Source organism: Gordonia sp. 'Campus' (assembly GCF_022206305.1).
Taxonomy (GTDB): domain Bacteria; phylum Actinomycetota; class Actinomycetes; order Mycobacteriales; family Mycobacteriaceae; genus Gordonia.
Map to the genome: position 1 here is coordinate 84,802 of NZ_JAKOIW010000011.1, position 22,808 is coordinate 107,609.

The 22,808-nt window shown below is 67.8% G+C and carries 20 protein-coding genes; 6 read left to right on the forward strand and 14 right to left on the reverse strand.

The window, feature by feature from the left end:
* Positions 1 to 5: 5 nt before the first annotated feature.
* From MAY35_RS13315 to MAY35_RS13325, 3 genes are read right to left on the reverse strand one after another with little or no spacing between them, the layout of a single operon-like run.
* Positions 6 to 1,805 (reverse strand): IucA/IucC family siderophore biosynthesis protein, encoded by a 1,800-nt coding sequence (locus MAY35_RS13315; RefSeq protein ID WP_238421764.1) that lies wholly within the window; start codon positions 1,803 to 1,805, stop codon positions 6 to 8.
* Between the two features lie 5 nt (positions 1,806 to 1,810).
* Positions 1,811 to 2,419, reverse strand: a complete 609-nt coding sequence (locus tag MAY35_RS13320; RefSeq protein ID WP_238421765.1) for a GNAT family N-acetyltransferase — start codon at positions 2,417 to 2,419, stop codon at positions 1,811 to 1,813.
* A 58-nt stretch (positions 2,420 to 2,477) separates the two neighbouring features.
* Positions 2,478 to 6,197, reverse strand: a complete 3,720-nt coding sequence (locus MAY35_RS13325) for an amino acid adenylation domain-containing protein (RefSeq protein WP_238421766.1) — start codon at positions 6,195 to 6,197, stop codon at positions 2,478 to 2,480.
* Between the two features lie 376 nt (positions 6,198 to 6,573).
* On the opposite strand from MAY35_RS13325, the gene mbtM reads away from it, so the two are divergent.
* Entirely contained in the window at positions 6,574 to 8,223 is a 1,650-nt protein-coding gene (gene mbtM / locus MAY35_RS13330; RefSeq protein ID WP_238421767.1) for a long-chain-fatty acid--ACP ligase MbtM, read from the forward strand.
* A 110-nt stretch (positions 8,224 to 8,333) separates the two neighbouring features.
* Entirely contained in the window at positions 8,334 to 9,080 is a 747-nt protein-coding gene (locus MAY35_RS13335; RefSeq protein WP_238421768.1) for a siderophore-interacting protein, read from the forward strand.
* Between the two features lie 7 nt (positions 9,081 to 9,087).
* Here MAY35_RS13335 and MAY35_RS13340 read toward each other — a convergent pair whose 3' ends face one another.
* Genes MAY35_RS13340 through MAY35_RS13355 form a run of 4 tightly spaced genes read right to left on the reverse strand, consistent with a single transcriptional unit; the run spans position 9,088 to position 12,368 of the window.
* Positions 9,088 to 9,876: an exodeoxyribonuclease III gene (locus MAY35_RS13340; RefSeq protein WP_238421769.1), complete on the reverse strand. Its 789-nt coding sequence runs from the start codon at positions 9,874 to 9,876 to the stop codon at positions 9,088 to 9,090.
* Entirely contained in the window at positions 9,876 to 10,874 is a 999-nt protein-coding gene (locus MAY35_RS13345) for a GNAT family N-acetyltransferase (RefSeq protein WP_238421770.1), read from the reverse strand. Before MAY35_RS13345 ends, MAY35_RS13340 begins: the two co-directional genes overlap by 1 nt.
* 7 nt (positions 10,875 to 10,881) lie before the next feature.
* Positions 10,882 to 11,481 (reverse strand): peptide deformylase, encoded by a 600-nt coding sequence (locus MAY35_RS13350; RefSeq protein ID WP_238421771.1) that lies wholly within the window; start codon positions 11,479 to 11,481, stop codon positions 10,882 to 10,884.
* Between the two features lie 20 nt (positions 11,482 to 11,501).
* Positions 11,502 to 12,368 carry a triacylglycerol lipase gene (locus tag MAY35_RS13355; RefSeq protein WP_238421772.1) on the reverse strand — a complete coding sequence of 289 codons (867 nt, stop codon included), beginning with the start codon at positions 12,366 to 12,368 and terminating at the stop codon, positions 11,502 to 11,504.
* Between the two features lie 244 nt (positions 12,369 to 12,612).
* Between MAY35_RS13355 and MAY35_RS13360 the strand changes: the two genes are divergently transcribed.
* The 4 genes from MAY35_RS13360 (at position 12,613) to MAY35_RS13375 (ending at position 15,432) form a co-directional block, all read left to right on the forward strand.
* Positions 12,613 to 12,984, forward strand: coding sequence for a DUF3263 domain-containing protein (locus tag MAY35_RS13360; RefSeq protein ID WP_238421773.1), 372 nt, complete (start codon positions 12,613 to 12,615; stop codon positions 12,982 to 12,984).
* A 47-nt stretch (positions 12,985 to 13,031) separates the two neighbouring features.
* Positions 13,032 to 13,517 (forward strand): LytR C-terminal domain-containing protein, encoded by a 486-nt coding sequence (locus MAY35_RS13365; protein WP_238421774.1) that lies wholly within the window; start codon positions 13,032 to 13,034, stop codon positions 13,515 to 13,517.
* Positions 13,518 to 13,593: 76 nt separating this feature from the next.
* Positions 13,594 to 14,274 (forward strand): superoxide dismutase family protein, encoded by a 681-nt coding sequence (locus tag MAY35_RS13370; protein ID WP_238421775.1) that lies wholly within the window; start codon positions 13,594 to 13,596, stop codon positions 14,272 to 14,274.
* 30 nt (positions 14,275 to 14,304) lie between these two features.
* Positions 14,305 to 15,432, forward strand: a complete 1,128-nt coding sequence (locus MAY35_RS13375; protein ID WP_238421776.1) for a glutamate--cysteine ligase — start codon at positions 14,305 to 14,307, stop codon at positions 15,430 to 15,432.
* A 3-nt stretch (positions 15,433 to 15,435) separates the two neighbouring features.
* Here MAY35_RS13375 and MAY35_RS13380 read toward each other — a convergent pair whose 3' ends face one another.
* The 7 genes from MAY35_RS13380 to MAY35_RS13410 form a co-directional block, all read right to left on the reverse strand.
* Positions 15,436 to 15,825, reverse strand: coding sequence for a DUF1304 domain-containing protein (locus MAY35_RS13380; RefSeq protein WP_238421892.1), 390 nt, complete (start codon positions 15,823 to 15,825; stop codon positions 15,436 to 15,438).
* A 119-nt stretch (positions 15,826 to 15,944) separates the two neighbouring features.
* Entirely contained in the window at positions 15,945 to 16,277 is a 333-nt protein-coding gene (gene mnhG, locus MAY35_RS13385; RefSeq protein ID WP_238421777.1) for a monovalent cation/H(+) antiporter subunit G, read from the reverse strand.
* Complete coding sequence (locus MAY35_RS13390; RefSeq protein ID WP_238421778.1) at positions 16,274 to 16,537, reverse strand: monovalent cation/H+ antiporter complex subunit F; 264 nt, start codon at positions 16,535 to 16,537, stop codon at positions 16,274 to 16,276. The genes mnhG and MAY35_RS13390 overlap by 4 nt, the downstream gene beginning before the upstream one ends.
* Positions 16,534 to 17,415: a Na+/H+ antiporter subunit E gene (locus MAY35_RS13395; RefSeq protein ID WP_238421779.1), complete on the reverse strand. Its 882-nt coding sequence runs from the start codon at positions 17,413 to 17,415 to the stop codon at positions 16,534 to 16,536. The genes MAY35_RS13390 and MAY35_RS13395 overlap by 4 nt, the downstream gene beginning before the upstream one ends.
* Complete coding sequence (locus tag MAY35_RS13400) at positions 17,412 to 19,028, reverse strand: Na+/H+ antiporter subunit D (protein ID WP_238421780.1); 1,617 nt, start codon at positions 19,026 to 19,028, stop codon at positions 17,412 to 17,414. Before MAY35_RS13400 ends, MAY35_RS13395 begins: the two co-directional genes overlap by 4 nt.
* Entirely contained in the window at positions 19,025 to 19,819 is a 795-nt protein-coding gene (locus MAY35_RS13405; RefSeq protein ID WP_238421781.1) for a Na(+)/H(+) antiporter subunit C, read from the reverse strand. Before MAY35_RS13405 ends, MAY35_RS13400 begins: the two co-directional genes overlap by 4 nt.
* Complete coding sequence (locus MAY35_RS13410) at positions 19,816 to 22,746, reverse strand: Na+/H+ antiporter subunit A (protein ID WP_238421782.1); 2,931 nt, start codon at positions 22,744 to 22,746, stop codon at positions 19,816 to 19,818. The genes MAY35_RS13405 and MAY35_RS13410 overlap by 4 nt, the downstream gene beginning before the upstream one ends.
* Positions 22,747 to 22,808: the final 62 nt, after the last annotated feature.

Here is a 22,808-nt window from a genome sequence, read left to right on the forward strand (position 1 = left end):
TTCGATCACCGACCGCCTTGAACAACAATGGGATTGGCCAACCGGTGGCCGGCGTCGATCAGGGACGCGTAGGAGTCCTCGATGTCGACCATGCGCTTGTTGTTGCGCAACTGCAGACCGTTCATGTGCACGGCGCCGAAGTCCGGCGCGAACAGATCCCAGCGGGCGAACCGGTCCTCGAGCTCGGGATGAGCGGCGACGAATTCTCGCAGGCTCTCGCCCACAAGAGACCAGAACTCGGTGTCGTCGACGATGCCGTGCGTGTGCAGGATCTCGGCCAGCGGGCGGAGGAAGTCGTCGAAGACGTCCGACAGGACCCCGAGATTGCGGATCTCGTCGGGCTCGGTGGTGCGCACCCGCGCACAGTTCTCGGGCAGACCCGCCGCCTCGCCGAAGACCGACACCTCCTCGCCGATGTCCTTGAGGATGGCGCGTACCGGGATGCCCTCGGCGAGAACGAGGATCAGGTTCTCGCCGTGCGGGCTGAACTTGAGTTCGTACCGGTAGAGCAGGTAGGCGATGGGGTGCAGGTAGGTGCGGAGGTACCGGCGGAGCCACTCGGAGGCCGGGACCCCGGACCTCTCGATGAAGGCGCCGACGAGCGGATCACCGAGGTGGTCGACGTGCAGCAGCGCCGCCATCGTCGACAACTGCTCGTCCGCGGCGACCATGGGCACCGGACTCTGACGCCAGAGCGCGGACAGGATCTTGCGATATTCCGAGCCGGGCTGGGTGATCGGGGTGAACGTCGGGCTGCGGTAACCGATGGCCGCGACCTCGAAGATCATCTCGAACCCGATCGCGGCGAGGTACTGGTCGTCGGCGACGAGCCCTCGGACCCAGTTGTTGATCAGCGGCGTCGTCCGCATGTAGTCGGCCGACATTCCCCGCGTGAAGCCCATGTTCACGATCGACAGGGCGACCTTCACGTAGTTGCGCGACGGCGTGGTGGCGTTGAACACCGTGCGGATCGACTGTTGAGCCTGGTACAGGTCGGGGCTCTCACCGACCTCGACGATCCGCAGGTCGGCGATGTCGGCCGAGTACAACTTCTGGACCTTCTCCGCCCACTGCCACGGATGAACCGGCAGGTACCGGTAGTCGCCGGGATCACAACCCTTGTCGCGCAGCACGTCCGCGAAAGCTTCGAGGGTGTCGACGCCCAGCTCTGCGACGAGCATGGCGTCGTAGTCGACGTCGCTGACGGTTGCGACGTCACAGTCCTCACGACGTGCGGCCAGCCATACGAGCCGGAAGTGGTTGCCGACCTCGGGGGCGTAACGCTCGATGTCGGTGGCGCTGAAGCCGAGCCGCCCGGCGTTGGCGACGATGCAGGGGTGGCCCTCGGTCATGGTCTTCTCGATGGTCTGGAAGTCCGACCGGGCGAGATCGGCAGCGGCGACGCGTCGTTCGTCGGGACGCTCGGTACTGATGGCGAGGGTGTTGATGAACTCCTCGAGATACTCGGGCAGCGCTTGCGGACCGATGCCCAGGAGGGGGGCCAGGTCGACGATGAGTGCGATCGCGTCGAGCGGGAGGTCTTCGCCGTTCCGGACGCGGCGCAGCGACGATTCGTCGATGGCCCAGCTGTCCAACGCCAATCGCTCGGCACGGAAGCGGTACTCGGTGTGGCCGTCGACGGAGCGGACGGTATAGGTGCCGGCGCCGGTCTCGACCGGTGTGAGCGCGCGCTCGTGGGAGAACTCGGCGAGGATCTTCTTGGCGATGCGGGTGTGGTACGCCTGGCGGTACGTCGGGGGACCCGATGCGCCGGCGGTGCGCACGGCGAATTCCTGGATGGTCAACGGAATTACGCCCCCAGGTCCGTGACCTCGACGGCGCCGACGGTGCTGCCGTTGTCGGTCACTTCGAGGAAGTCGGCGCGCGTGCAGTAGCTGAGGTGTGCGGTCTTGTTGCCGACCGGGTAGTCGCCGTCGACGCGGAATCCGACACTCGCGTTCAGGCGGTGCACGGCCTTGTTGCGGACGTCGGGTTCGACGACCACGCGCGCCGCGCCGACCTCGAGGATCGCGGTCCGCATGATGTGGAGCATGACGGCGCCGGTGAAACCGGGCAGGGATTGTTCGGCATGTGCGACGAGCAGATGCATGCCGATGTCGCCGTCGGCGGGGACGTATCCGCTCGAGGGGTCGGCCAGCTCACTCGCGGCGGGGTCGTAGAGCTCGAACAGGAACTGCGGAGCTCCGTCGTGATAGCCCAGGCGCATCCCGTACGGGGTGCCGGCGGTGGCCTCGGCGCTGTCGCGGATCATCTTCTCCACGTCGGCCACCGAGCTCTCCAGCATGTCCCAGTACTTGGCCTTGGGATGGGTGAGCCATCCGTGGACGGTCGCGGCGTGCGACACGTCGTCGAGATCGACCGAGTGCAGGTCGTAGGTCGGGGCGGAGGAAATGGTCATGATGCCTTTGCTCTGGGAGATGATTCGCTGTGCTGATGGCCGGCGGAGTCCGGACGCGTTAGCCGCGCCCGATTTCGGCTTCCACCTGTTCGTCACTGAGTTGCATGATCTCGAGGAAGGTCTCGGCGACGAAGGTCGCTCGCGTGCCGTCGAATTCGACGATCCGCTCGGCGAGGCCGGCGATGGTGCGGCGGGTGAAGACGTCGGCGACGGACAACCCGGGGGTGTCGAGCCATTGTCGCGACAGGGCGACCACCCGTGTCGCCTGTACGGAGTCGCCACCGAGGGAGATGAAGTCCTCGGTGACACTGCGCGGGGGAACCGCCAGGACCTCGCCGAAGATCAGCGCGAGCGCCTGCTCCACCGGGGTCCGCGGCGCCACGGCATCGGCCTCGTCGTCCGTGGTGTCCGCACCGGCGGCGATCGCCTTGCGGTCGTACTTGCCGTTGGAGGTGAGCGGGAAGGCGTCCAGGATGCCGACCGATCGCGGAACCATGTGCGGCGGTAGCGCTTCGGCGACCGCATCGCGGAGTCCGGCCTCGTCAACGGTCGCTGCTTCCGTCAGGACCACGGCCGCGCGGAGGTCTCGTCCGTCCGACCAGGCCACCGCGGCGCCGACCTGGGCCAGCCCCAGCAGCGCGGCTTCGACCTCGCCGAGTTCGACACGGTAACCCCGTACCTTGACCATGTGGTCGGCCCGGCCGAGGAAGTCCAGGAATCCGCCCGGCAGGTATCGGGCCAGATCGCCGGTGCGATACCACCTCTCGCCGTCGTGGAGTACGAAGCGGTCGGCGGTGCGGTCGGGGTCGGCCCGGTAGCCGTCGGCGACCCCCGCACCGCCGATCCACAACTCGCCGGGGACGAGATCGGGACGGTCGCGGCCGAGGTCGTCGACCACCCGGCAGCGCACCCCGCGCAGCGGAATGCCATAGGGCACGAAGGCCATCCCGGAGGGGACGTCCGGTGCCTCGCAGATGGTGGAGTGGATCGCCGTCTCGGTGGTGCCGCCGAGACCGGCGACCCGGCAGTCCGGCAACTGCGCGGCGACGCGGTCGAGCAACGACACCTCGACCTTGTCCCCGCCCATGATGATCATGCGGAGGGAGTCGGGCAGGGGAGCGATGTCGAGGAGCATGCCGAGGATCGACGGCACGCAGTTCAGGACACTCACCGATTGTCCGGTCAGCAGACGTGCCCAGTCGTCGACCTTGGTCCGCTCGTCGTCGCCGGGCACGACCACGGCCCCGCCGGCTGCGAGTAGTCCGAAGATGTCGAACACCGACAGGTCGAACTCCAGCGACGACACCTGCAGGCTTCGGTCGTCGGCGCCGATGGCGTACCGGTCGACCAGATCGGTGATGGTGGCCACGGCGGCGCGATGCGGGACCTCCACGCCCTTGGGCAAGCCCGTCGAACCAGAGGTGAACAGCACGTAGGCGAGCGCGTCGCTCGCCAGCTCGACGGGCTCGACGGGCTCGGATTCCCGCGCCTTGTCGAGAGTGAGAACTGTTGTGCCACTAGAGGTCTGAGTGGTGTCTCCGCTCAGGTCCCAGGCGCCGGGGGAGTCGGTGATCACCGCCGCCGGGGTCGCCACCTCGACGATGCGGTCGCGTCGTGCCTGCGGCTGGGTCGGTGCGATCGGGACGTAGGCGGCTCCGGCGGCCAGCACGCCGAGCGCTGCGACGACCTGTTCCCCGCCCTTGGGCAGGTTCACGATCACCGTGTCGCCGACGCGCACCCCTGCGGCGATGAGCGCACCGGCCACGCGACGTGCGTCGTCGGCGAGGTCGCCGTGACTCCATGTGCGGCTGTCGGTGATCACCGCCGGGTCGGCGGCACGATCGGCGGCGTGTGCGAAGACGGTGCCGTGCAGGGTTCCGTCGAAGAGCCCGGTGGCGGGCAGCGGTGTCTCGACCGAGAGTCGTTGCGCGCGCAGGTCAGCAGACACCGGATCCGGCGCCGGTACATCCCAATCGCCGTCCACCAGCAGGCCGAGCAGGCGCACGTAGTAATCGAACATCGAACGCGCGGTACCCAATTCGAGATCGGAGGCGCGGACGTCCCAGTTGAGGAGGAGACCGCCGGCGACTTCGGTGACCTGCGCGTCGAGCAGGACCTGCGGGCCCTGCGAGACGATCCATGCGGGATCGCCGAGAACGTCGGTCGCCTGCTGCGAGAACAGATCACCGAGTCCGAGCGCACTCGTGAAGACGATCGGGGACACCACCGGTTCGCCGCGTTCGCGACTCAGCTCGCGCAGGACGTCGAGGCCGCTCATCGAGCCATGGGCCGCGGCCTCGTGCATCGACGTCCGCATCTGGCGGGCGCGTTCGGCGAGGGTCGCCCGTTCGGTCAGGTCCACGCCGATGACGAGAGAGGAGGTGAAGTCGCCGACCACCTGCTCGACGTCCGGATGGACCTGCGGGCGGTCGAACAGCGGAACGGTGAGGAGGAAGCGTGGACTCGCCGAATGCGTGCCGACGGCCTCGGCGAACACCGCGGCGACAGCCGCTGCCGGGGTCACACCTCGACGATGTGCGTGCTCCTCGAGTCGCTTCCAGTCCGACGCTGACAGCGAGTGATGCAGACGGACGGTGTGCGGCTCGGCCTCGCCGCGCGCGGCCTTGTCGTCCAGCGGTAGTTCGGGAGGCCCGGGCATCGACGGAATCCGCTCACGCCACCAGGCGCGGTCGTCGGCGGCGACCTCGCGCGCGGTGCGATCGGCGGTGACCGCCGCGAAGGTGATTCCCAGATCGGGGAGTGTCTCACCGCGATAGAGGCGCGCGAAGTCGTCGACGAGGACGCGGTAGCTCATGGCGTCGGCGGCGATCATGTCGACGTCGAGGTGGGCCCGCGCCGAACCACCTGGCAGCAGACTCAGTTCGGCGCGGATGACCGCGCCCTCCTCGACCGGGAGGGTGCGGTGCGTACCGTGGTTGCGCTTCTCGCCCAGGATCTGCTCGACCATCTCCGGCGACTGCGTGCGGAGGTCGTGCACGGCAATGGCTTCCGGGTGTGCGGGCCCGACCTCCTGGGTGCCGTCGGGCAGCACCCGCACGCGTAGCATGGGGTGGCGCTCGATGAGGGCGGCCATCGCCGCCCTGAAACGGTCCGGGTCGATGTCGCGACCGTCGAACTCGATGTAGAGGTGGGCGGCGACGTTGCCGAACGCGTGCGTGCCCGACCGGCCGATCCAGTAGGCGTGCTGCATGGGCGCGAGCGGGAAAGGCCCGTCGGGAGCGGGGGATTCGGCCCCAGGGCCGGTGGGGGCGGTTGTCTCGGTCGGGGTGCCGGTGACGATGCTCGTCCAGGCCGTGATGGTGGGTTGTGCGGCGAGACGGGCGAAGTCGACGTCGATGCCCCGTTTACGCCAGGTGCCGGCCAGTCGCATCATCCGGAGAGAGTCGAGTCCCTGGGCGATGAGGTCCGCGTCGACGTCGACGGATTCGGGGTCGACCCCGAGGGTGGCGGCGACTTCGACGCGGACATCGGGGCCGGGGTCACCCGTGGCAGCGGTGGTCGTCTCCGTCGGGGTGCCGGTGACGATGCTCGTCCAGGCCGTGATGGTGGGTTGTGCGGCGAGACGGGCGAAGTCGACGTCGATGCCCCGTTTACGCCATGTCCCCGCAAGTCGCATCATCCGCAGGGAGTCGAGTCCCTGGGCGATGAGGTCCTGATCCGGGTCGATCGATTCCGGCGCCACGCCTAGGACCGTGGCGACCTCGGCGACGACATCTGCCGAGGAGGTGAGGACCGTGGTCTGGGAATTCGTGGCCATCAGCCGGCGTGCCTCTCGCAGTTCGGGGACATTCTTACTCAGGCTGGGGAACCCGCATTTAGGGTAGGTTATACTAACTACCCGCTCCGCCCAATCCTTGGGCATCGCCGTCAGGCTTCCCCCTCGCAACGAAAATTAGGTTAGCCTAAGTTCTCGCGAGTGGTCTCATCGGATGACATGAATCACGCACGCTCCTCGACGGGCGTCGGGTCTTGTGCCCGAGAAAGATTAGGCTACCCTACCCAAATAGAGCGAACGCTTCTGTTCGCGATACCGGCGGTCGGGGACGGCACGCGGTATGACCCATCCGGTCTCGACCCAGACCGGACATCAACCAGTAGACCGACGCCACGGGTTGGCGAAGACGGGAACGAGAATGTCGCAGAACAGCGTGATCCTGGAGGAAGCGGGCTCGACCAATGCATTGGCGGCCACCGTGCGTGAGGCGATGCTGGCCGGAGACACCAGCCTCTCCGTCCTGGATTCCGACACGGGCGAATGGGTGACGGCGCCCTGGCGTGAGGTGCATGCACGCGCCGAGCAGATCGCGGTCCAGTTGCTCGCCGACAGCGAGCTGCACGAGCCCCAGGCGCTGGGACTGATCGGGGACCCCACCGTCGACCTGATCGCCGCGATCCAGGGAGCCTGGCTCGCCGGGGTGCCCGTCAGCATCCTTCCCGGTCCGATCCGCGGCGCCGATGAGGAGCGTTGGGCGCAGAACACCTACACCCGCTTCATCTCCATCGGGGTGGGGACGGTGTTGGGCAGCGGCACGCAACTCGACCTGTTGTCGAAGGTCGAGGACCGCCTGCGCATCGCACGCGTCGGTGAATACGGTCTCGGCGCCGACACCACCGACTTCGTCGCCCGTAACGTCAACGGCAACACCGTCGCCGTCCTGCAGGGCACGGCCGGTTCCACCGGCGACCCGAAGACCGCCGTGCTGCCCGCCTCCGCCGTCTACTCCAACGCCATCGAACTGGTCAGTCGCCTCGGCCTGCACCGCACGCGCGACACCGGGTTCAGCTGGCTGCCGCTTTACCACGACATGGGCCTCATGTTCCTGTTGGCCGGGATGACGACGGGTATCTCGACCTACATCGTTCCGAACACCGCGTTCGCGGCTGCGCCGTTCAAGTGGATGCAGTGGCTCACCGAGACCAAGACGACCGTCACCGCTGCACCCAACTTCGCCTACGACATCCTCGGTCGATACGGAAAGTTGTTGCGCGACATCGACCTGTCGCATCTGCGGGTCGCCATCAGCGGCGGTGAGCCGATCGACGCCGACGCGTTCGACAAGTTCCTCGAGGCGACCGCCCCGTTCGGTTTCGAGCGCGCGGCCGCGGCCCCCGCGTACGGCATGGCCGAGTCCGCCTGTGCGGTCACGATGCCCGCGGTCGGCGAGGGCGCACACTACGACGAGGTCAGTGTCACCCCGCCCGGTGGCGGTGAGCCCATCCGTCGTCGCTACGCGATTCTCGGAAAGCCGCTGGGCGGCATGCAGGTTCGCATCGTCGAACCCAACGTCGACGTGCCGGTGATCGACGGGCGCAACGTCGGTCACGTGGAGATCCGCGGCACCTCGATGATGCGCGGTTACCTCGGCAACGCCGACCTCGGTCCGGGTGAATGGTTCTCGACCGGCGACCTCGGTTACCTCGTGGACGACCGTCTCGTGATCTGTGGCCGGGCCAAGGAGGTCATCATCGTCGCGGGACGCAACCTGTTCCCGATCGAGATCGAGCGCGCCGCGGCCGAGGTCGCCGGTGTGCGACGCGGCGGCGTCGTCGCCATGGCGCGCGGCGAGGGGTCGGCTCGTCCGGGCCTGGTCATCCTCGCCGAGTACAAGGGCGCCGATCCCGACAAGGCCCGCGCAGAGGTCAATTCGGAGGTCGCCTCCGCGTGCGGGATCATGCCGGCCGAGGTCATCTTCGTCGCGCCAGATTCTGTCCCGCGCACCACATCGGGGAAGATCCGTCGCCTCGAGACCCGGCAGATGGTCGAGAACGGCACCTTCGCATAGGTCCGAATTTTTCCGTGGTGCATCGTGTCCTGCCGATGGCCACGAGAATGACAGTGCCTCTTCGGCCCGGTCGCCGGGCCGGAGAGGCACTGTAGAGAGAGGAAGTGCACATGAGCGACACGTCGACGAAGGGCCGCGGCTGGCAGGGCGCGGTCATGAAGCTGATGGGCGCCGACGACTACACGTTCACGGTGACCGGAACCGAGTCCGTGACGGATCACTATCTGCGCCTTCGCTTCAACGGTGGCGGACTGCTCACCGATCGTGCCCCGCACCCGACGATGTGGGTGCGGCTCTGGTTCGCCGACGGCGGCAAGATGCACCAGCGCGGATACACCCTCGTCGACCCGGACCCAGCATCGGACTCGTTCGACATCGAGTTCGCCATCCACGACGGTACGGCGGCACGGTGGGCCCAGCGGGCGCAGGCGGGAGACACCGTCGGCGCAACCCTGATGGGCTCCAAGTTCGCGGTGCCCGATCCGGCGCCTGCCGGCTGGCTCATCGCCGGGGACACCGCGTCGCTGCCCGCCATCAACTCACTCCTCGACTCCCTGGGTCCGGCGTCGCCCGCGGCGACCGTCTGGTTCGAGTACCAGCACGAGAGCGACAAGTCGTTGCCGCTGCGCGCCCGCGAACAGGACACCGTCCACTGGATCCCGCGCGAGCGCAACGGTGCGGCGCTGGTCGACGCAGTCCGCGACGGGGTCTTCGACGCCTCGGACCACTTCGGCTGGGTCGCACTGGATTCGGCGAGCACCCGCGCTGTCGCCGGGCTGTTCAAGGGTGAGTACAGGCTGCCGAAGAAGTCGGTCAAGTCCCAGGCGTACTGGATCGAGGGCAAGTCGTTCGCCTGAGCATGTCTCAGTCGAGGATGTCGAACACCACCGGCGCGTGATCGCTGGCGCCCTTGGCTTTCCGGGCGTCCCGATCGACTCGCGCACCGACGATGCGGGTGTCGAGAGCCGGAGAGCAGAACGCATAGTCGATGCGCATGCCCTCGTTGCGGGGGAACCGTAGCTGGGTGTAGTCCCAGAAGGTGTAACCCGGCGCATATGGCAGCGCCGAGTCGACGAGACCGCCGTCCAGGAAGCCCTGGACCGCAGCACGTTCGGGCGTAGTGACGTGGGTCCGACCCTCGAAGTACGCACGGTCCCAGACGTCGTCGTCGGTCTGTGCCACGTTCCAGTCACCCGCGAGCATCATCTCGGCCGCCGGGTCGTGCGCGAGACGAAGGCCGATGTGGTCGCGCAGGGCGTCGAGCCACGCCAGCTTGTATGTGTAGTGCGGGTCGTCGGGGGTGCGACCGTTGGGTACGTACAGACTCCACACGCGGATTCCGTTGCAACGCGCGGAGATCGAACGCGCCTCGCGGATCGGTTGACCGTCGACGGGATGGGTGGGTACGCCGTCGAAGGCGACCTCCACCTCGTCGAGCCCCACCCGTGAGGCGATCGCGACGCCGTTGTAGGCGCCCTGTCCGACATGGGCGACGTCGTAACCGGCGGCGAGGAAACTCATCAGCGGGAACGCGTCATCGTGACACTTGGTCTCCTGCAGCGCCAGGACGTCGACCTCGGCACTCTCGGCCCAGGCGACCACGGCCTCCGATCGGGCACGGACGGAGTTGACGTTCCAGGTGGCGATCCGCATCAGAGGGCCTCGGTGTCGGGCGGGATGTCGGGGGTCAGATACCGGTAGGTGTGGTGCAGTCCGAAACCCAGGCGGCGATACCACGATCCGGCGGTCCGATTGGTCGCCTCGACCTGGAGATAGGCCGCGTCGACGCCGTGCCGGACACCCCAGGCCACGAGCTCGGCCGCGACCGCGGAGGACAGCCCGGAGCGGCGTCGCGCGGGATCGGTCCACATCGCGGACAGACCCAACCACTGTGTCCCGTCCGGGGATTCGGTGATCGCGCCGCGTCCGATCGCGCTCGCATCCGCTGTGCAGGCGAAGGAGAGCAGACGCTCACCTGCCTCGACGACCTCACGAGCGGCGTCGACATGTCGATCATCCGCGGGGCGCGCATCCGCGTACGCCGCCAGCCAGGAATCGCCGGGGGTGTCACCGAGTTCTACTGCGGCGCAGCGCCGCCCGTCGAGGGACTCGACGAGTCGGGAGATCGGGCACGTCAGCATCTGGACCTCGACGCCCTCGACACCGCCGATGGCCGCCGGGCGGATGAGTCGCTCCGGCAAAGCGAGCAGTGGGGGCAGACCTCGATCTGCATACCAGCGGGCGATCCGGCGGAGCGTCGAACCGTCCGGGTGGGCATGGCGGTCGAGGGGGACGGCCGAGTTGGCACGCCGACTGAACCCGTACCCGGAACGCACGAACCAACCGTCGATCCAGTCGGAGTCCACTCCGGGCCAGGAGCGCGCCGCGACGTGTTCGAGGGTGCGGATCTCACTGTTGCGCACCGGCTTCGCCGACAGGAGGCGCACCGAGGTGATGGCGGTCGACGGAATGGTGAGTTCCTCGCCGTCGCGCCGCAACCGCAACGGGTCGGCGTCGTCGATCAGGATGCCGGTGACATCGGACTGGGCGGCACCGGGATCACCGCGCCAGTCCGCCGGGGTCGACTCGCCGAGCAGGTAACGCACGACGACGCGATCGCCGACGACCGCACCCGACCGGAAGACCTTCACGCGACGATCAGTCGTCGTGACCGAACGGGTCCTCGACCTCGCCCGGCACCCAGGTCAGTCCGGGCACGCCCCACTTGTTGCGCTTGATGGCCTTCTTCGCCGCCCTGGCGTTGCGACCGACGAGCACGTCGACGTAGAGGAAGCCGTCGAGATGGCCTACCTCGTGCTGCAGCATGCGGGCGAAGAACCCGGTGCCCTCGATGTCGACGGCGGCGCCCGTCCGGTCCACGCCCGTGACGCGGGCCCAATCGGCCCGGCCGGTGGGGAACTGCTCACCCGGGACCGACAGGCAGCCCTCGTCATTGTCGTCGGGATCCGGCATCGTCTCCGGGATCTCGGAGGTCTCGAGCACAGGGTTGATGACCTCGCCGCGACGACGGGTCGCCGAGCGATCGCCATCGGGGCAGTCGTAGACGAACATGCGCGAACCCACCCCGACCTGATTGGCCGCCAGGCCCACGCCGTGCGCGGCGTCCATCGTCTCGTACATGTCGTCGAGCAGGTTTATGACCTCATCCGACGGACGGCCGTCGGCGTCCAGAGGGATCGGCGTGGTCGGCTGGTGGAGTACCGGCTCGCCCACGATGCAGATCGGGAGAATCGCCATGGCGCTCACCTTAGCGCTGCTCAGGGCGCAGGAACGACGCCGGGTACGGCGTCGCGGATGGCCTCACCCGCCGGCCCGGGGATGCCCGGGAACAGCGTCGACTGCCAGTCGAACGAGTCGACCGGGTCCGTGACGACGTCACCCGCGCAGGAGCCCCGCAACGAGGTCAGGACGTTGGCGATGACGGTCGGGTCACGCATCTCGATCGTGTGGTCGAAGCCGGTGTTCGCGAGCGGGACGGGCGAGTACGCACGGCACTGCGCCGTGCCGTCGAGACGTCCGTCGGTCCATTCGCCGTCGCTCTGCACGACCGAGTACCGGGTGGGTCCAGGGGCGTCGGCGCCGCGATTCAGCTCGGTGATCGCATCGGCGTACATGCATGTGTCGTAACCGCCGTCGCGCGGTTGTGAGCAGCCGCCGGGGGAACCGTACTGGGCGGTGCCGATGGCGATGTACTCGTCGACGATGTCGGAGCCGCCGAGGAACTTGAGATAGGAACGGGCACCCAACCCGCCCGCGCTGTGCGCGACGATGCCGACCGACCGGGCGGTGCCCGCGAACGGGGCGATCGTCGTGGCGATGAGTCGGGCGTCGGCGTCGACCTCGCGCCCCGCGGCATGTGCGAAGACCACCGTGTGACCCGCGGCGCGTACGGCGTCGGCGAGTGGACGGAAGGCCTCTTCGTTCTGCTGGGCGTCGGCATACAGCTGCTGGCCCGGGACGATGACGACAACGCGGTCACCAGGCGACACCTCCGACGGCGCGGCGGACGCCGTACCCGCGGCGCCGAGGCCGGCGATCGAGAGGGCCGCCGTCGTCAGCGCGGCGGCAGCCGTCCGACGGAGTGCCCGGTGAGACCCGCTGTTCCGGAACGTTGATGAAGTCATGATGTCCCCCGATGGCGAATGTAGTGAGGGCAGCCTAACAGCGGGTCCCGGCCCGGTGTCGCGGATAGTTCCGGACGTGGCGAGTCACAGCGCGAACCGACCGCCGGGCCGTGGTTAGATTGTCTGCGAACCACACCGCTGTCATTCGCCTCCACCGCGGAGGTCGTCTGGCCGCATTGATCACGAATCGATGCACGTCAGCGGCGGTGTGAGGATCGTCGACCGTTATCGGTGAGGGAGTGAGATGGACGGCGCAGCTGCGCGTAGCCAGAAGCAGGGCGATCAACCCACCCCCGACAGGAACGCGGACTCAGGGGCTGACGCCGCTGGGCAGACTCTCGATCCGCACGAGGTCGGCTCGGACGGTCTGAGCCGGCGCGAGCACGACATCCTCGCCTTCGAGCGCCAGTGGTGGAAGTACGCCGGTGCCAAAGAAGAGGCGATCAAGGAATTGTTCGGGCTGTCGGCGACGCGGTACTACCAGGTGCTCAACGCGCTCGTCGACCGGCCGGAGGCGCTCGCCGCGGATCCGATGCTCGTCAAGCGACTCCGACGGCTTCGTGCTTCACGCCAGAAGGCCCGCGCCGCGCGCCGGCTCGGCTTCGAGATCACCTGAGACGCTGAGCCCGGTCGCCTTCGCGATGTGCGTTAAGGTCGTCGGTGATGAATGCAGACCGTGAGCCCAATCGCCTGCCGCTGCGCGCGGGGGCGATGATGCTCTTCGCAGTCGCCGTCGTCTTCATCGGCCTCGGCTGGCATTCCGCGGCGACCGCGGGCAACGACTCGCCGGACGAGGCCGCGTCCACGCTGACGTCGACGCCCACCACCTCCGCGACTCCGTCGACCACCGCGGTGTCCACCGACAAGCGGTTGTGCGTGATCAACGCCGGACAGGTCGCGGGACTCGCCTCCGATGTGTCCGAACTGCTCGAGGGCAAGGGCTATCAGATGGCTCAGCCCGGCAATTACACCGCGGGCGGGTTCAGCGAGAACACCGTGTTCCACGACGACGATGCCGACAAGGCCCAGGCCGACGAGGTCGCGAAGGCACTCGGCGGGGAGGTCGCGGTAGAGGAACGCCCCACGTCGTTCACCCGCTGCCGCGGCGGCATACCGGTCATCGTGGTGACCTCGGTCAGTGGTGCCTGACCGCTCGTAGAGTTGCAAATGACTGTCTGTCAGTGATCGTCAGTGAAACAAGATCGTCAGTGAAACAAGGAGTGACATGTCCGGACGTTCCACACTCGCCGCCCCGCGCGCCCTCGCCGCGTTGGTCTCCGCGGGCCTGATCGGCGTGGCACTGGCCGGGTGCAGCCCCGATCAGGAGCCCACGGACGTGCCCGGCACGACACCGTCGGTGGTCACCGACCAGCCACTGCCCCCGGGCGCCGAGGACGATGTCGACGGCGAGCCCAACGGCCAGATCGCGGTCGCCGAGATCAAGGACACCTCCGGCAAGGTCGTCGGCAAGGCCACGATCTCCGCAGCCACCGAGAGCGAGAAGCCGGTCACCATCAGCGTGCAGGTCAACGCCGGTGACCTGCCCGCCGGGTTCCACGGCATGCACATCCACGAGAACGGCAGCTGCGACGCCGGCTCGGGCGGATCGCAGGCATTCACCTCCGCGGGCGGTCACCTGCAGGTCGACGGCAACACGAGCCATCCCTCGAGCGGTGATCTCGTCTCCATCAACATCCTCGAGGATCACACCGGCCGTACCGTCACCACGACCGACGCGGTGACGCTGGAACAGCTGATCGGCAAGTCGATCATGATCCACGAGAAGCCGGACAACTTCGGCAACATCCCCGCCGACAAGTACCCGGGCGGGCCCAACCCCGACACCCTGAAGACCGGCGACGCGGGCCCCCGCATCGCGTGCGGTGTCATCGAAGAGCAGAGCTAGGCACCCGAACCGCCGACGATCACGGCACGCATGGCATCGATCGAGTTCGACGGGTCGCCGACCCCCACTCTCGGGGTCGAATGGGAGTTCGCCCTCACCGACAAGGTGACCGGCGACCTGTCGAACTCGGCGGCGGCGCTGTTCGCCGCAGTCGGTGAGCACCATCCCGATCGAGCGGGGAAGATCCACAAAGAACTGCTGCGCAACACCGTCGAACTGGTGACCGGGATCTGCCGCACCACCGGCGAGGCGATCGCCGATCTGACCGACACACTCGGCGTCGTGCGCGTGCTCACCGAGGACCTCGGCGTCGACCTGTACGGCGCGGGAACCCATCCGTTCGCCGAGTACTCCACCCAGTTGCTCACCGAGGGTCACCGGTACGCCGAACTCATCGAACGGACCCAGTGGTGGGGACGGCAGATGCTGATCTGGGGCGTACACGTCCACGTCGGTATCAGTCACCGCGACAAGGTGTTACCCGTTCTCGACGCGCTGCTCAACTACTATCCGCATCTGCTGGCGCTCTCCTCGTCGTCGCCCATGTGGGCGGGACAGGACACCGGTTACGCCAGCAACCGCGCCATGATGTTCCAGCAACTCCCCACCGCCGGACTGCCGTTCCAGTTCGAGACGTGGGCGCAGTTCGAGGCGTTCGTCACCGACCAGATGACGACCGGCATCATCGACCATCTCAACGAGATCCGCTGGGACATCCGGCCTTCGCCGCACCTGGGCACCATCGAGGTCCGCGTGTGCGACGGCATGACGAACCTCGGCGAGCTCTCCGCCGTCGTCGCGCTCATCCATTGCCTCGTCGTCGACCTCGACCGTCGGTTCACCGCAGGCGAGACGTTGCCGACCATGGCTCCCTGGCTCGTTCAGGAGAACAAGTGGCGCGCCGCGAGATACGGGCTCGACGCCATCGTCATCCTCGACGCCGACTGCCGCGAGAAGCTCGTCACCGACGATCTGCGGGTCCTGCTCGAACGGCTCGAACCCATTGCCCGCGAACTGGATTGCGTCGCCGAACTCTCCGGCGTCGAGCGGATCATCGCGCGGGGTGCCAGCTACCAGCGCCAGCGTGCGGTGCACCGGCGGACGCAGTCGATGCGTGACGTCGTGGCCTCGGTGGTCGCCGAGCTCGACGGTCCGTGAGGATCAGAGGCCGACTCCGAGTGCGAGGGCGATGATCGCCAGCGCGGGAATCACCCCTTGTTTGAGCGCCGCCGCCGTCTTGTCCCGGCTGGTGACCAACAGCACCAGCGCGGCGGCGGTCATCGAGCCGATGCCGGTGAAGACCAACGTCAGCCCGACGGTCTCCTGTCCCGCCGCGTACACACCGATCCCGATGCCGACCGCGATTGCCAAGAACAGGTTGTAGAAGCCCTGGTTGAACGCGAGTTCTTTCTGCGCGGAGGCCTGCTCGACCGTTCCCGTGCCGAACGTCGCACGAGCACGTTCGCTCGTCCACGCTATGGATTCGAGATAGAAGATGAACACGTGGACCAGGGCCGCGATCGCGGCGAGAACCAGACCTGCGATGACCACGACGTCTCCTCGAATCTCCTCGGACGCGATCCCGGGCAGAATCGCCACCTCAGCCTAGACGCGCGGATCGGGAGTGGCGTCGCGCGGCCAGGGGCGAGTCCGCGCACACCTCCGCCCGCTCAATCCCGGTCGGGTGCCTCCATGTCGCGTTCGTCCATGAGACCGTCGCGAGCGCGCTGCTCCTGATAGGCGAGACGACCGATGCGATGGGCCACCACGGGAGCGGTGATGAGGGCGAAGAGTCCGGCGAGCACGAGCATCCCGCTGTCGACGTTGTCGCCGAGGCGCAACACCGCGCCGAGCAGGATCAGCAGCAAGCCGAAGGTCTGCGGCTTGGTGGCGGCATGCATCCGGCTCAGGGTGTCCGGGAAACGGACGAGGCCGATGGCTGCAGTGACCGCCAGCAGACAGCCGGTGAGGAGCAGCGTTGCGCTGATGACGTTGATGATCATGTCTGGTCGTCCCGGACTCGGAAGCGTGCGATGGAGACCGAGCCCACGAAACTCAGCAGCGACAGGGCCACGATCGCCGGCACGACCGTCGAGTCACGACTGAACGCCGCCCACGTCCCCAGGCCGCACATGCACAGCGCGATGAGGACGTCGAGGGCGACGAGTCGGTCGAGCGTCGTCGGGCCGCGCAGGATGCGGACCATCGTCAGGACCGCGGCGATCAACAGCATCGCCGCCGCGATCGTCCACACGTAATTCAAGCGTCCCCCCGTTCCGGCTCGGTGCCGCCTGGCCGCCGTTCCGGCTCGGTGCCGCCTGGCCGCCGTTCCGGCTCGGTGCCGCCAGGCCGCCGTTCCGGCTCGGTGTCCACCGAGCGGTCCACATCGCGGACATGGTGGAATTCCTCGTCGATGCCGTGGAACGGGCTCGGATGCCATTCGCTGTCACGCTCGAACGCCTGGATGAACATGCGCTCGACGTAGGCGACCTGATCATAGAAGGCCCGCACCTGCTTCTCGGACCGGACGTCGAAGACGTGCACGTACAACATGCGCCGACGATGATCGATCTCCAGCACCATCGTGCCGGGCACGAGGTTGAGGTAATCGACGGCGAGCGTCAGCACCATGTCGGACTTGATCGCGACGCGGACACGGACCACCGCGCCCAGGGGAGGGCGGCCCGGGCGGATCGCCATCCACGCCATCTGCACGCTCGACCGGAAGAAGTCGACGATCAGCCGGCCGATCAGTCGCACGACCGTCAGCGGGTGGATCCGCCCCTCGACCGGAACCCTGGGCAGCGGCAGCACGGTCAGCACGAGAGTCGCCAGCAGGACCCCGCCGAGGACGTTGGCCCAGGACACGGTGCCCCACAACAGAACCCAGACGAAGGTGAGCCAGGCGATGGTCCACAAGCGGACCGCGACCTCGCGACCGTCGCTGCCGAGCCACTTCGGCAGCCGGATGCGCGAGCGCAGCCACACCAGTCCGCCGACGAAGTGCCAGAAGACGAAGAGCAGCGATACCCGCCACACGTTGATGACCACCGACAGGACAGGTCCCTTGGTCGACACCACGGGTGCGCGACGCTTCCGCGATTCGAGTGGGTGCTGCTCCGAGCGATCGGGTGCGCTCATCGGACACCTCCCGCACCGAGAACCGCGTCGACGTACACCGAGCGGTCGACGACGTCGGTCGCCGCGCTGTCGGTGAAGTCGAAGATCGGGCCGGCCCACAGGGTGAGGACAAGACCAGCGGCGACCATCGCCATCGTCGGCAGGACCATCATCACCGGCATCCGGCCGACGTCCTCACGGTCGGAGAACGCCGCGTCGTCGGAGCTCTCGTCGATGAGCGCCGAAGGACCCTTGTCGGCCAGATCGCCCTCGGGCGCGTCGGCGCGGGGGCGCCAGAAACCCTTGGTCCAGATGCGGGCCATGACGTAGAGGGTGAGCAGGCTGGTGATCACCGATCCGGCGACGAGGATCCAGGCCAGCACCGAACCGTCCTGCGTACCGGCCTCGAGGAGCGCGACCTTGCCGATGAAGCCGGAGAACGGCGGAATACCACCGAGATTCAGTGCCGGTACCAGGAACAGCACCGCCAGCAGGGGGCTGGCGATCAGCCCACCCAGGCGACGGAGCGATGCCGAACCGGCCTGGCGTTCGATCAGTCCGACGACCAGGAACAGCGTCGTCTGGACGAGGATGTGGTGCGCGACGTAGTAGATCGCCGCCGACATCCCCAGGTCGGAGGACAGGGCGATGCCGAAGATCATGTACCCGATGTGGCTGACGAGCGTGAACGACAGCAGACGCTTGATGTCTGACTGGGCGATCGCGCCGAAGATGCCCACGAGCATCGTCAGCAGGCCCGCCACCAGCATGATCGTGTCCAGCGACCCGCCCGGGAACAGCAGCGAATGCGCCCGGACGATCGCGTACACACCGACCTTGGTGAGCAGGCCGGCGAACACCGCGGTGACCGGTGCGGGTGCGGTGGGGTACGAGTCGGGCAGCCACGTCGACAGCGGGAAGACCGCCGCCTTGATCCCGAAGGCCACGAGCAGCACCGCGAACAGGGCGTTGCGCGTGCCGTCGGGCACATCGTCGAGGCGGACGGCCATCTCCGCGAGGTTCAACGTGCCGGTCGTCGCATAGGCGAAGGCGATGCCGGCCAGGAAGATCAGCGACGACACCATCGAGACCATCACATACGACGCGCCGGCCCGGACGCGTTCGGCGCTCGCCCCGAGGGTCAGCAGCACATAGCTCGCGGTCAGCAGGATCTCGAAGGAGACATACAGGTTGAACAGGTCCCCGGCGAGGAACGCATTGCACACGCCCGCGGTCAGGATGAGATAGGTCGGCAGGAAGATCGACGTCGGCTGCTGCGCCGTGCCGTCCCGGATACCCTGGCCGATCGCGTACACGACGACGCACAGCAGCACGATCGTCGACACCACGAGCATCAGCGCGGCCAGCTGGTCGACCACCAGCGTGATCCCGAGGGGCCCGTTGCCGAAACCCTTGTCGCCCCATCCGCCGATCGCGACCGCGAACGTGCCATGGCGCTCGGTCAGGTACAGCAGCAGGCACGACGCGATGAACGCCACGGAGATCGCCGCGATCGACACCGTGCGCTGGAACCGCGGGCTGCGTCCGAGCAGCAGAGACAATGCTGCGGCGCCGAGGGGTACGAGCGTCGGCAAGGTGATCAACACGGGGATCCATGACTCGTCGGGCGTCATCGGTCACCCCCGTTCCGGTCGGTTTCGTGCGTGTCGGGGATGCCGGGGTCCGGCATCTCCGGTTCGGTCGTGTCGTTCTGGCCGGTCTCGGTCGGGGCGGGCGCGTCGTCGCCCTTGGGTCCCACTTCCTCCGGCCCGAGCTCGCCGGGGCCGTGTACCTCGGGAGTCGCTCCTCCGGGGCCGGCCTCCTCCTCCCGTGCCTCGCTCTGCGCGGGGGTGTCGGTGTCGGGCTCCTCGTCCTGGGCGCCGATCTCGTCGACGACGTCGGAGTCGGTCGGCATCAGGTCGGTCTCGTGGAGCGCCGCGTGCCGGGCGGCGGCCTGTTCCGGGGTCAGCGGGTTGCCCTCGTCGTCGAAGTGGTCGCCCGTCGGGGTGTCGGAGTAGGTCACCGGGTCGTCGCTGCGATCACGGTCGGGTGCGGTGCCCAGCGATCCGCTGAGGATCTTGACGTCCTCGACGTCGTCCTCGACGTCGTCGTCGTCGCGGTTGATCACGAACAGGCGATACACCAGCGCCAGCACGAAGGCCGCGACACCCATCATGATCACGATCGCGGTGAGCACCATGCCCTGCGCGAGCGGATCGGCGTCGGCCGCCCGGTTCTCCGACGAACGACCCATGATCGGCGGGTTTCCCATCCCGCCGGACACGACGATGATCATCAGGTTGAGCGCGTTGCCGACCAGCAGCAGACCGAACAGCATGCGGACGAGGCTGCGTTCCATCAGCAGGTACACGCCGCATGCGGCCATGACGCCGACGACCAGCATCAGCGAGAGGTTGGTGGTCATCGGCCCACCTGCTCGCCGGTCGCAGTGTGTGCGTCGCCGCGTGACGCCTCGATCCGGGCGGTGTCTCGCGCGATCGTCGTCTCCACGTCGAGGCGGGCGCCGAGACTGCGCAACACGTCGAGGACGAGGCCCACCACGATCAGGTAGATGCCGAGGTCGAAGAACAGGGCGGTCACGAACTTGATGTCACCGAGGACCGGGACGGTGATCTCGAAGACCGCCGACGAGAGGGCGGGCGCCCCCATGAACATCGAGACGATGGCCGTCGTCGCCGAGACGGCGAGGCCGGCGCCGAGGATCCGGCCGGGCTCGATGGGCAGGGCTTCGCCGAGTTCGTAGCGTCCGCCCGCGAGGTAGCGAAGCACGAGGGCGAGACCCATCGTCAGGCCGCCGGCGAAGCCGCCGCCCGGCGCGTTGTGGCCGGCGTAGAAGAAGTAGATCGACAGCACGACCATGGTCGGGAACAGCAGGCGGGTGGTCGCCTCGAGAACCATCGACCGGTGTCGTGGATCGCGCAGGCCGGAACCGAGCAGCCAGGTGGTGCGGTCCGGTGGGACGAGATCGTCATCGTCGTCGCCGTCCCCGGACTGCAGGCGAGCCGCGTCCGCGACACGCGGCGCTGCACCGAACCGGCGGTTGCGGAAGACCATCGACGCGACGCCCGTGGCGGCCGCGATCAGAACCGACACCTCGCCGAGGGTGTCCCAGGCGCGGATGTCGACGAGCAGCACGTTGACCGCGTTCGCCCCGTGTCCGTACTCGTAGGCGGCCTCGGGCAGGTCGACGTGGAGCGGTTCGGTCGAACGGGCCGACGCCGCGAAGAGCCCGATGAGGACCAGCATCGCGCCGAACGCGATGCCGATGAGTGCTCGCAGGGGTTTGAAGCCGGTCGCATGACGCTTCTCGGGTTCGGCCGGCAGCTTGCGCAGCACGAGCACGAAGATGACCAGGGTCAGCGTCTCGACCAGGAACTGGGTGAGCGCGAGGTCGGGGGCGCCGTAGAGGGCGAACAGCATGGCGCAGCCGTAACCGGTGATGCCGACGACGAGCGTCGCCGCGAGCCGGTTGCGCAGCAGTACCGCGGCCAGCGACGCGGCCACGATGCATCCGCCGATGACCAGTTGCACGGCGGTCGCGGTGTAGTCGATGCTCAACCGGTCGCGCGCTCCGGCGAACAGCACGATCGTGGGCAGCAGGATCGCGGTGCAGAGGATGACGCCCTGCGTGTAGGGGAGCGAACCGCGCTGGGTGTTGCGGGTCAGCATCAGCGAGATGGTGTCCGCGCCGCGCAGGGTCGCGTCGTAGATCCGGTCGGCGTTGATCAGCGGTCGGAAACCGAAGATGCGATCGCGCACCCGACGGACGCCGAGGAACAGCAGTGCGCCGCCGATGACGACGATCACGGAGAAAACGACCGGCAGGCCGAAACCGTGCCACAGGGCGAGGTGCTCGAGCGGGTGTCCGTAACTGTCGAGGGTCTCGGCGTACGGCTCGAAGAGGTCGCCGAGCTGCGGACTGAACACGCCCGCCGCGACGCCCGCCGCGGCGAGCACCACCGGGGACACGTAGAACGCCCACGACGGCGGGTGCATCTTGGCGACCGCGGGACTCGGGGTGCTGCGGACCTTGCGGCCGAAGGCGCCCCACAGGAAGCGCAGCGTGTACGCGCAGGTGATGATCGACCCGACCAGCAGCACGATGTCGATGGTGTGGGCCTGCCAGGAGACGAATGCCCCGGTCTCCCACACCGACGCGAACGCCGTCTCCTTGCCGACGAAACCGAGTGTCAGCGGGATGCCGGCCATGCTCGCCCCGGCTACGGCAGCGGTGATCGCCAGCCCCGGGAGTCGCTGACCGAGCCGGGCGAGCTTACGGATGTCGCGGGTGCCGGTCGCATGGTCGATGATGCCGACCACCATGAACAGCGACGCCTTGAACAGCGCGTGCGCGACGAGCATGGCGATGCCGGCCATGGCGACGTTCGCGTCACCGATACCGACCAGGACGGCCATGAAGCCGAGTTGGGACACGGTGCCGAACGCCAGGATCAGCTTGAGGTCGAGTTCGCGCAGCGAACGCCAGCCGCCGAGCACCATCGTCAGCATGCCCAGACCGACCACGGCGACCTGCCAGGTGATCGTCACCGAGAAGGCGGGCGCCAGCCGCGCGATGAGGTAGATACCGGCCTTCACCATCGCCGCGGCGTGCAGGTACGCGCTGACGGGGGTGGGGGCGGCCATGGCGCCGGGGAGCCAGAAGTGGAACGGGACGATGGCGGACTTCGTGAGTGCACCGATGAGCAGCAGGACGACCGCGATGTCGACGTAGAGGCCGGTCGGCGGTGACGCGATGATCTCCGAGAGGAGATAGGTGCCCGTCCGCTCGCCGAGCATGATGATGCCGACGAGCATCGCCAACCCGCCGAACGTGGTCACCAGCAGCGCCTGGGTCGCGGACCTGCGCGCGGTGGCGCGCACCCCGTAGAAACCGACCAACATGAACGACAGGACGGTGGTGAGCTCCCAGAACACGTAGAGCACCAGCATGTTGTCGGAGATGACGAGACCGAACATCGCCGCTGCGAAGGCGACCATCTCGCCGCCGAACAGCGCGACACGGGGTCGGGCGTCGTCGAAGTACTGGGCGCAGTAGCAGAGCACGAGGGCGCCGACACCGAGGATCAACACGGCGAGGATGGCCGTCAGCGTGTCGAAGCGGGTGACGATGTCCATCTGGAGCGACGGCACCCAGGTGAGGGTCTCGACGCGCGCGGCCGACGCCTCCGGGGGCGGCCAGTTGAGGATGACCCAGATCAGACCACCGAGAGGTGCCAGGGCGAGTACGTAGAAACCCCGGGTACCCATCCAGTGGATGACTGCGGGCGCGAACAGTGCGCACACTGCCAACGCAGCCAACACAGTGATCAAAAGGGCACTCCGTCTTTCTCCCGGCGGGGTGTCACGGGCGACCGCCCGCGCTAGCTACTTTA

Excerpts from the sequence above, each read along its gene's own strand:
- MAY35_RS13320 (WP_238421765.1), bottom strand. The coding sequence starts at position 2,419 with ATGACCATTTCCTCCGCCCCGACCTACGACCTGCACTCGGTCGATCTC.
- MAY35_RS13325 (WP_238421766.1), bottom strand. The coding sequence starts at position 6,197 with ATGGCCACGAATTCCCAGACCACGGTCCTCACCTCCTCGGCAGATGTC.
- mbtM (WP_238421767.1), top strand. The coding sequence starts at position 6,574 with ATGTCGCAGAACAGCGTGATCCTGGAGGAAGCGGGCTCGACCAATGCA.
- MAY35_RS13335 (WP_238421768.1), top strand. The coding sequence starts at position 8,334 with ATGAGCGACACGTCGACGAAGGGCCGCGGCTGGCAGGGCGCGGTCATG.
- MAY35_RS13340 (WP_238421769.1), bottom strand. The coding sequence starts at position 9,876 with ATGCGGATCGCCACCTGGAACGTCAACTCCGTCCGTGCCCGATCGGAG.
- MAY35_RS13350 (WP_238421771.1), bottom strand. The coding sequence starts at position 11,481 with ATGGCGATTCTCCCGATCTGCATCGTGGGCGAGCCGGTACTCCACCAG.
- MAY35_RS13355 (WP_238421772.1), bottom strand. The coding sequence starts at position 12,368 with ATGACTTCATCAACGTTCCGGAACAGCGGGTCTCACCGGGCACTCCGT.
- MAY35_RS13360 (WP_238421773.1), top strand. The coding sequence starts at position 12,613 with ATGGACGGCGCAGCTGCGCGTAGCCAGAAGCAGGGCGATCAACCCACC.
- MAY35_RS13365 (WP_238421774.1), top strand. The coding sequence starts at position 13,032 with ATGAATGCAGACCGTGAGCCCAATCGCCTGCCGCTGCGCGCGGGGGCG.
- MAY35_RS13370 (WP_238421775.1), top strand. The coding sequence starts at position 13,594 with ATGTCCGGACGTTCCACACTCGCCGCCCCGCGCGCCCTCGCCGCGTTG.
- MAY35_RS13375 (WP_238421776.1), top strand. The coding sequence starts at position 14,305 with ATGGCATCGATCGAGTTCGACGGGTCGCCGACCCCCACTCTCGGGGTC.
- mnhG (WP_238421777.1), bottom strand. The coding sequence starts at position 16,277 with ATGATCATCAACGTCATCAGCGCAACGCTGCTCCTCACCGGCTGTCTG.
- MAY35_RS13395 (WP_238421779.1), bottom strand. The coding sequence starts at position 17,415 with ATGAGCGCACCCGATCGCTCGGAGCAGCACCCACTCGAATCGCGGAAG.
- MAY35_RS13400 (WP_238421780.1), bottom strand. The coding sequence starts at position 19,028 with ATGACGCCCGACGAGTCATGGATCCCCGTGTTGATCACCTTGCCGACG.
- MAY35_RS13405 (WP_238421781.1), bottom strand. The coding sequence starts at position 19,819 with ATGACCACCAACCTCTCGCTGATGCTGGTCGTCGGCGTCATGGCCGCA.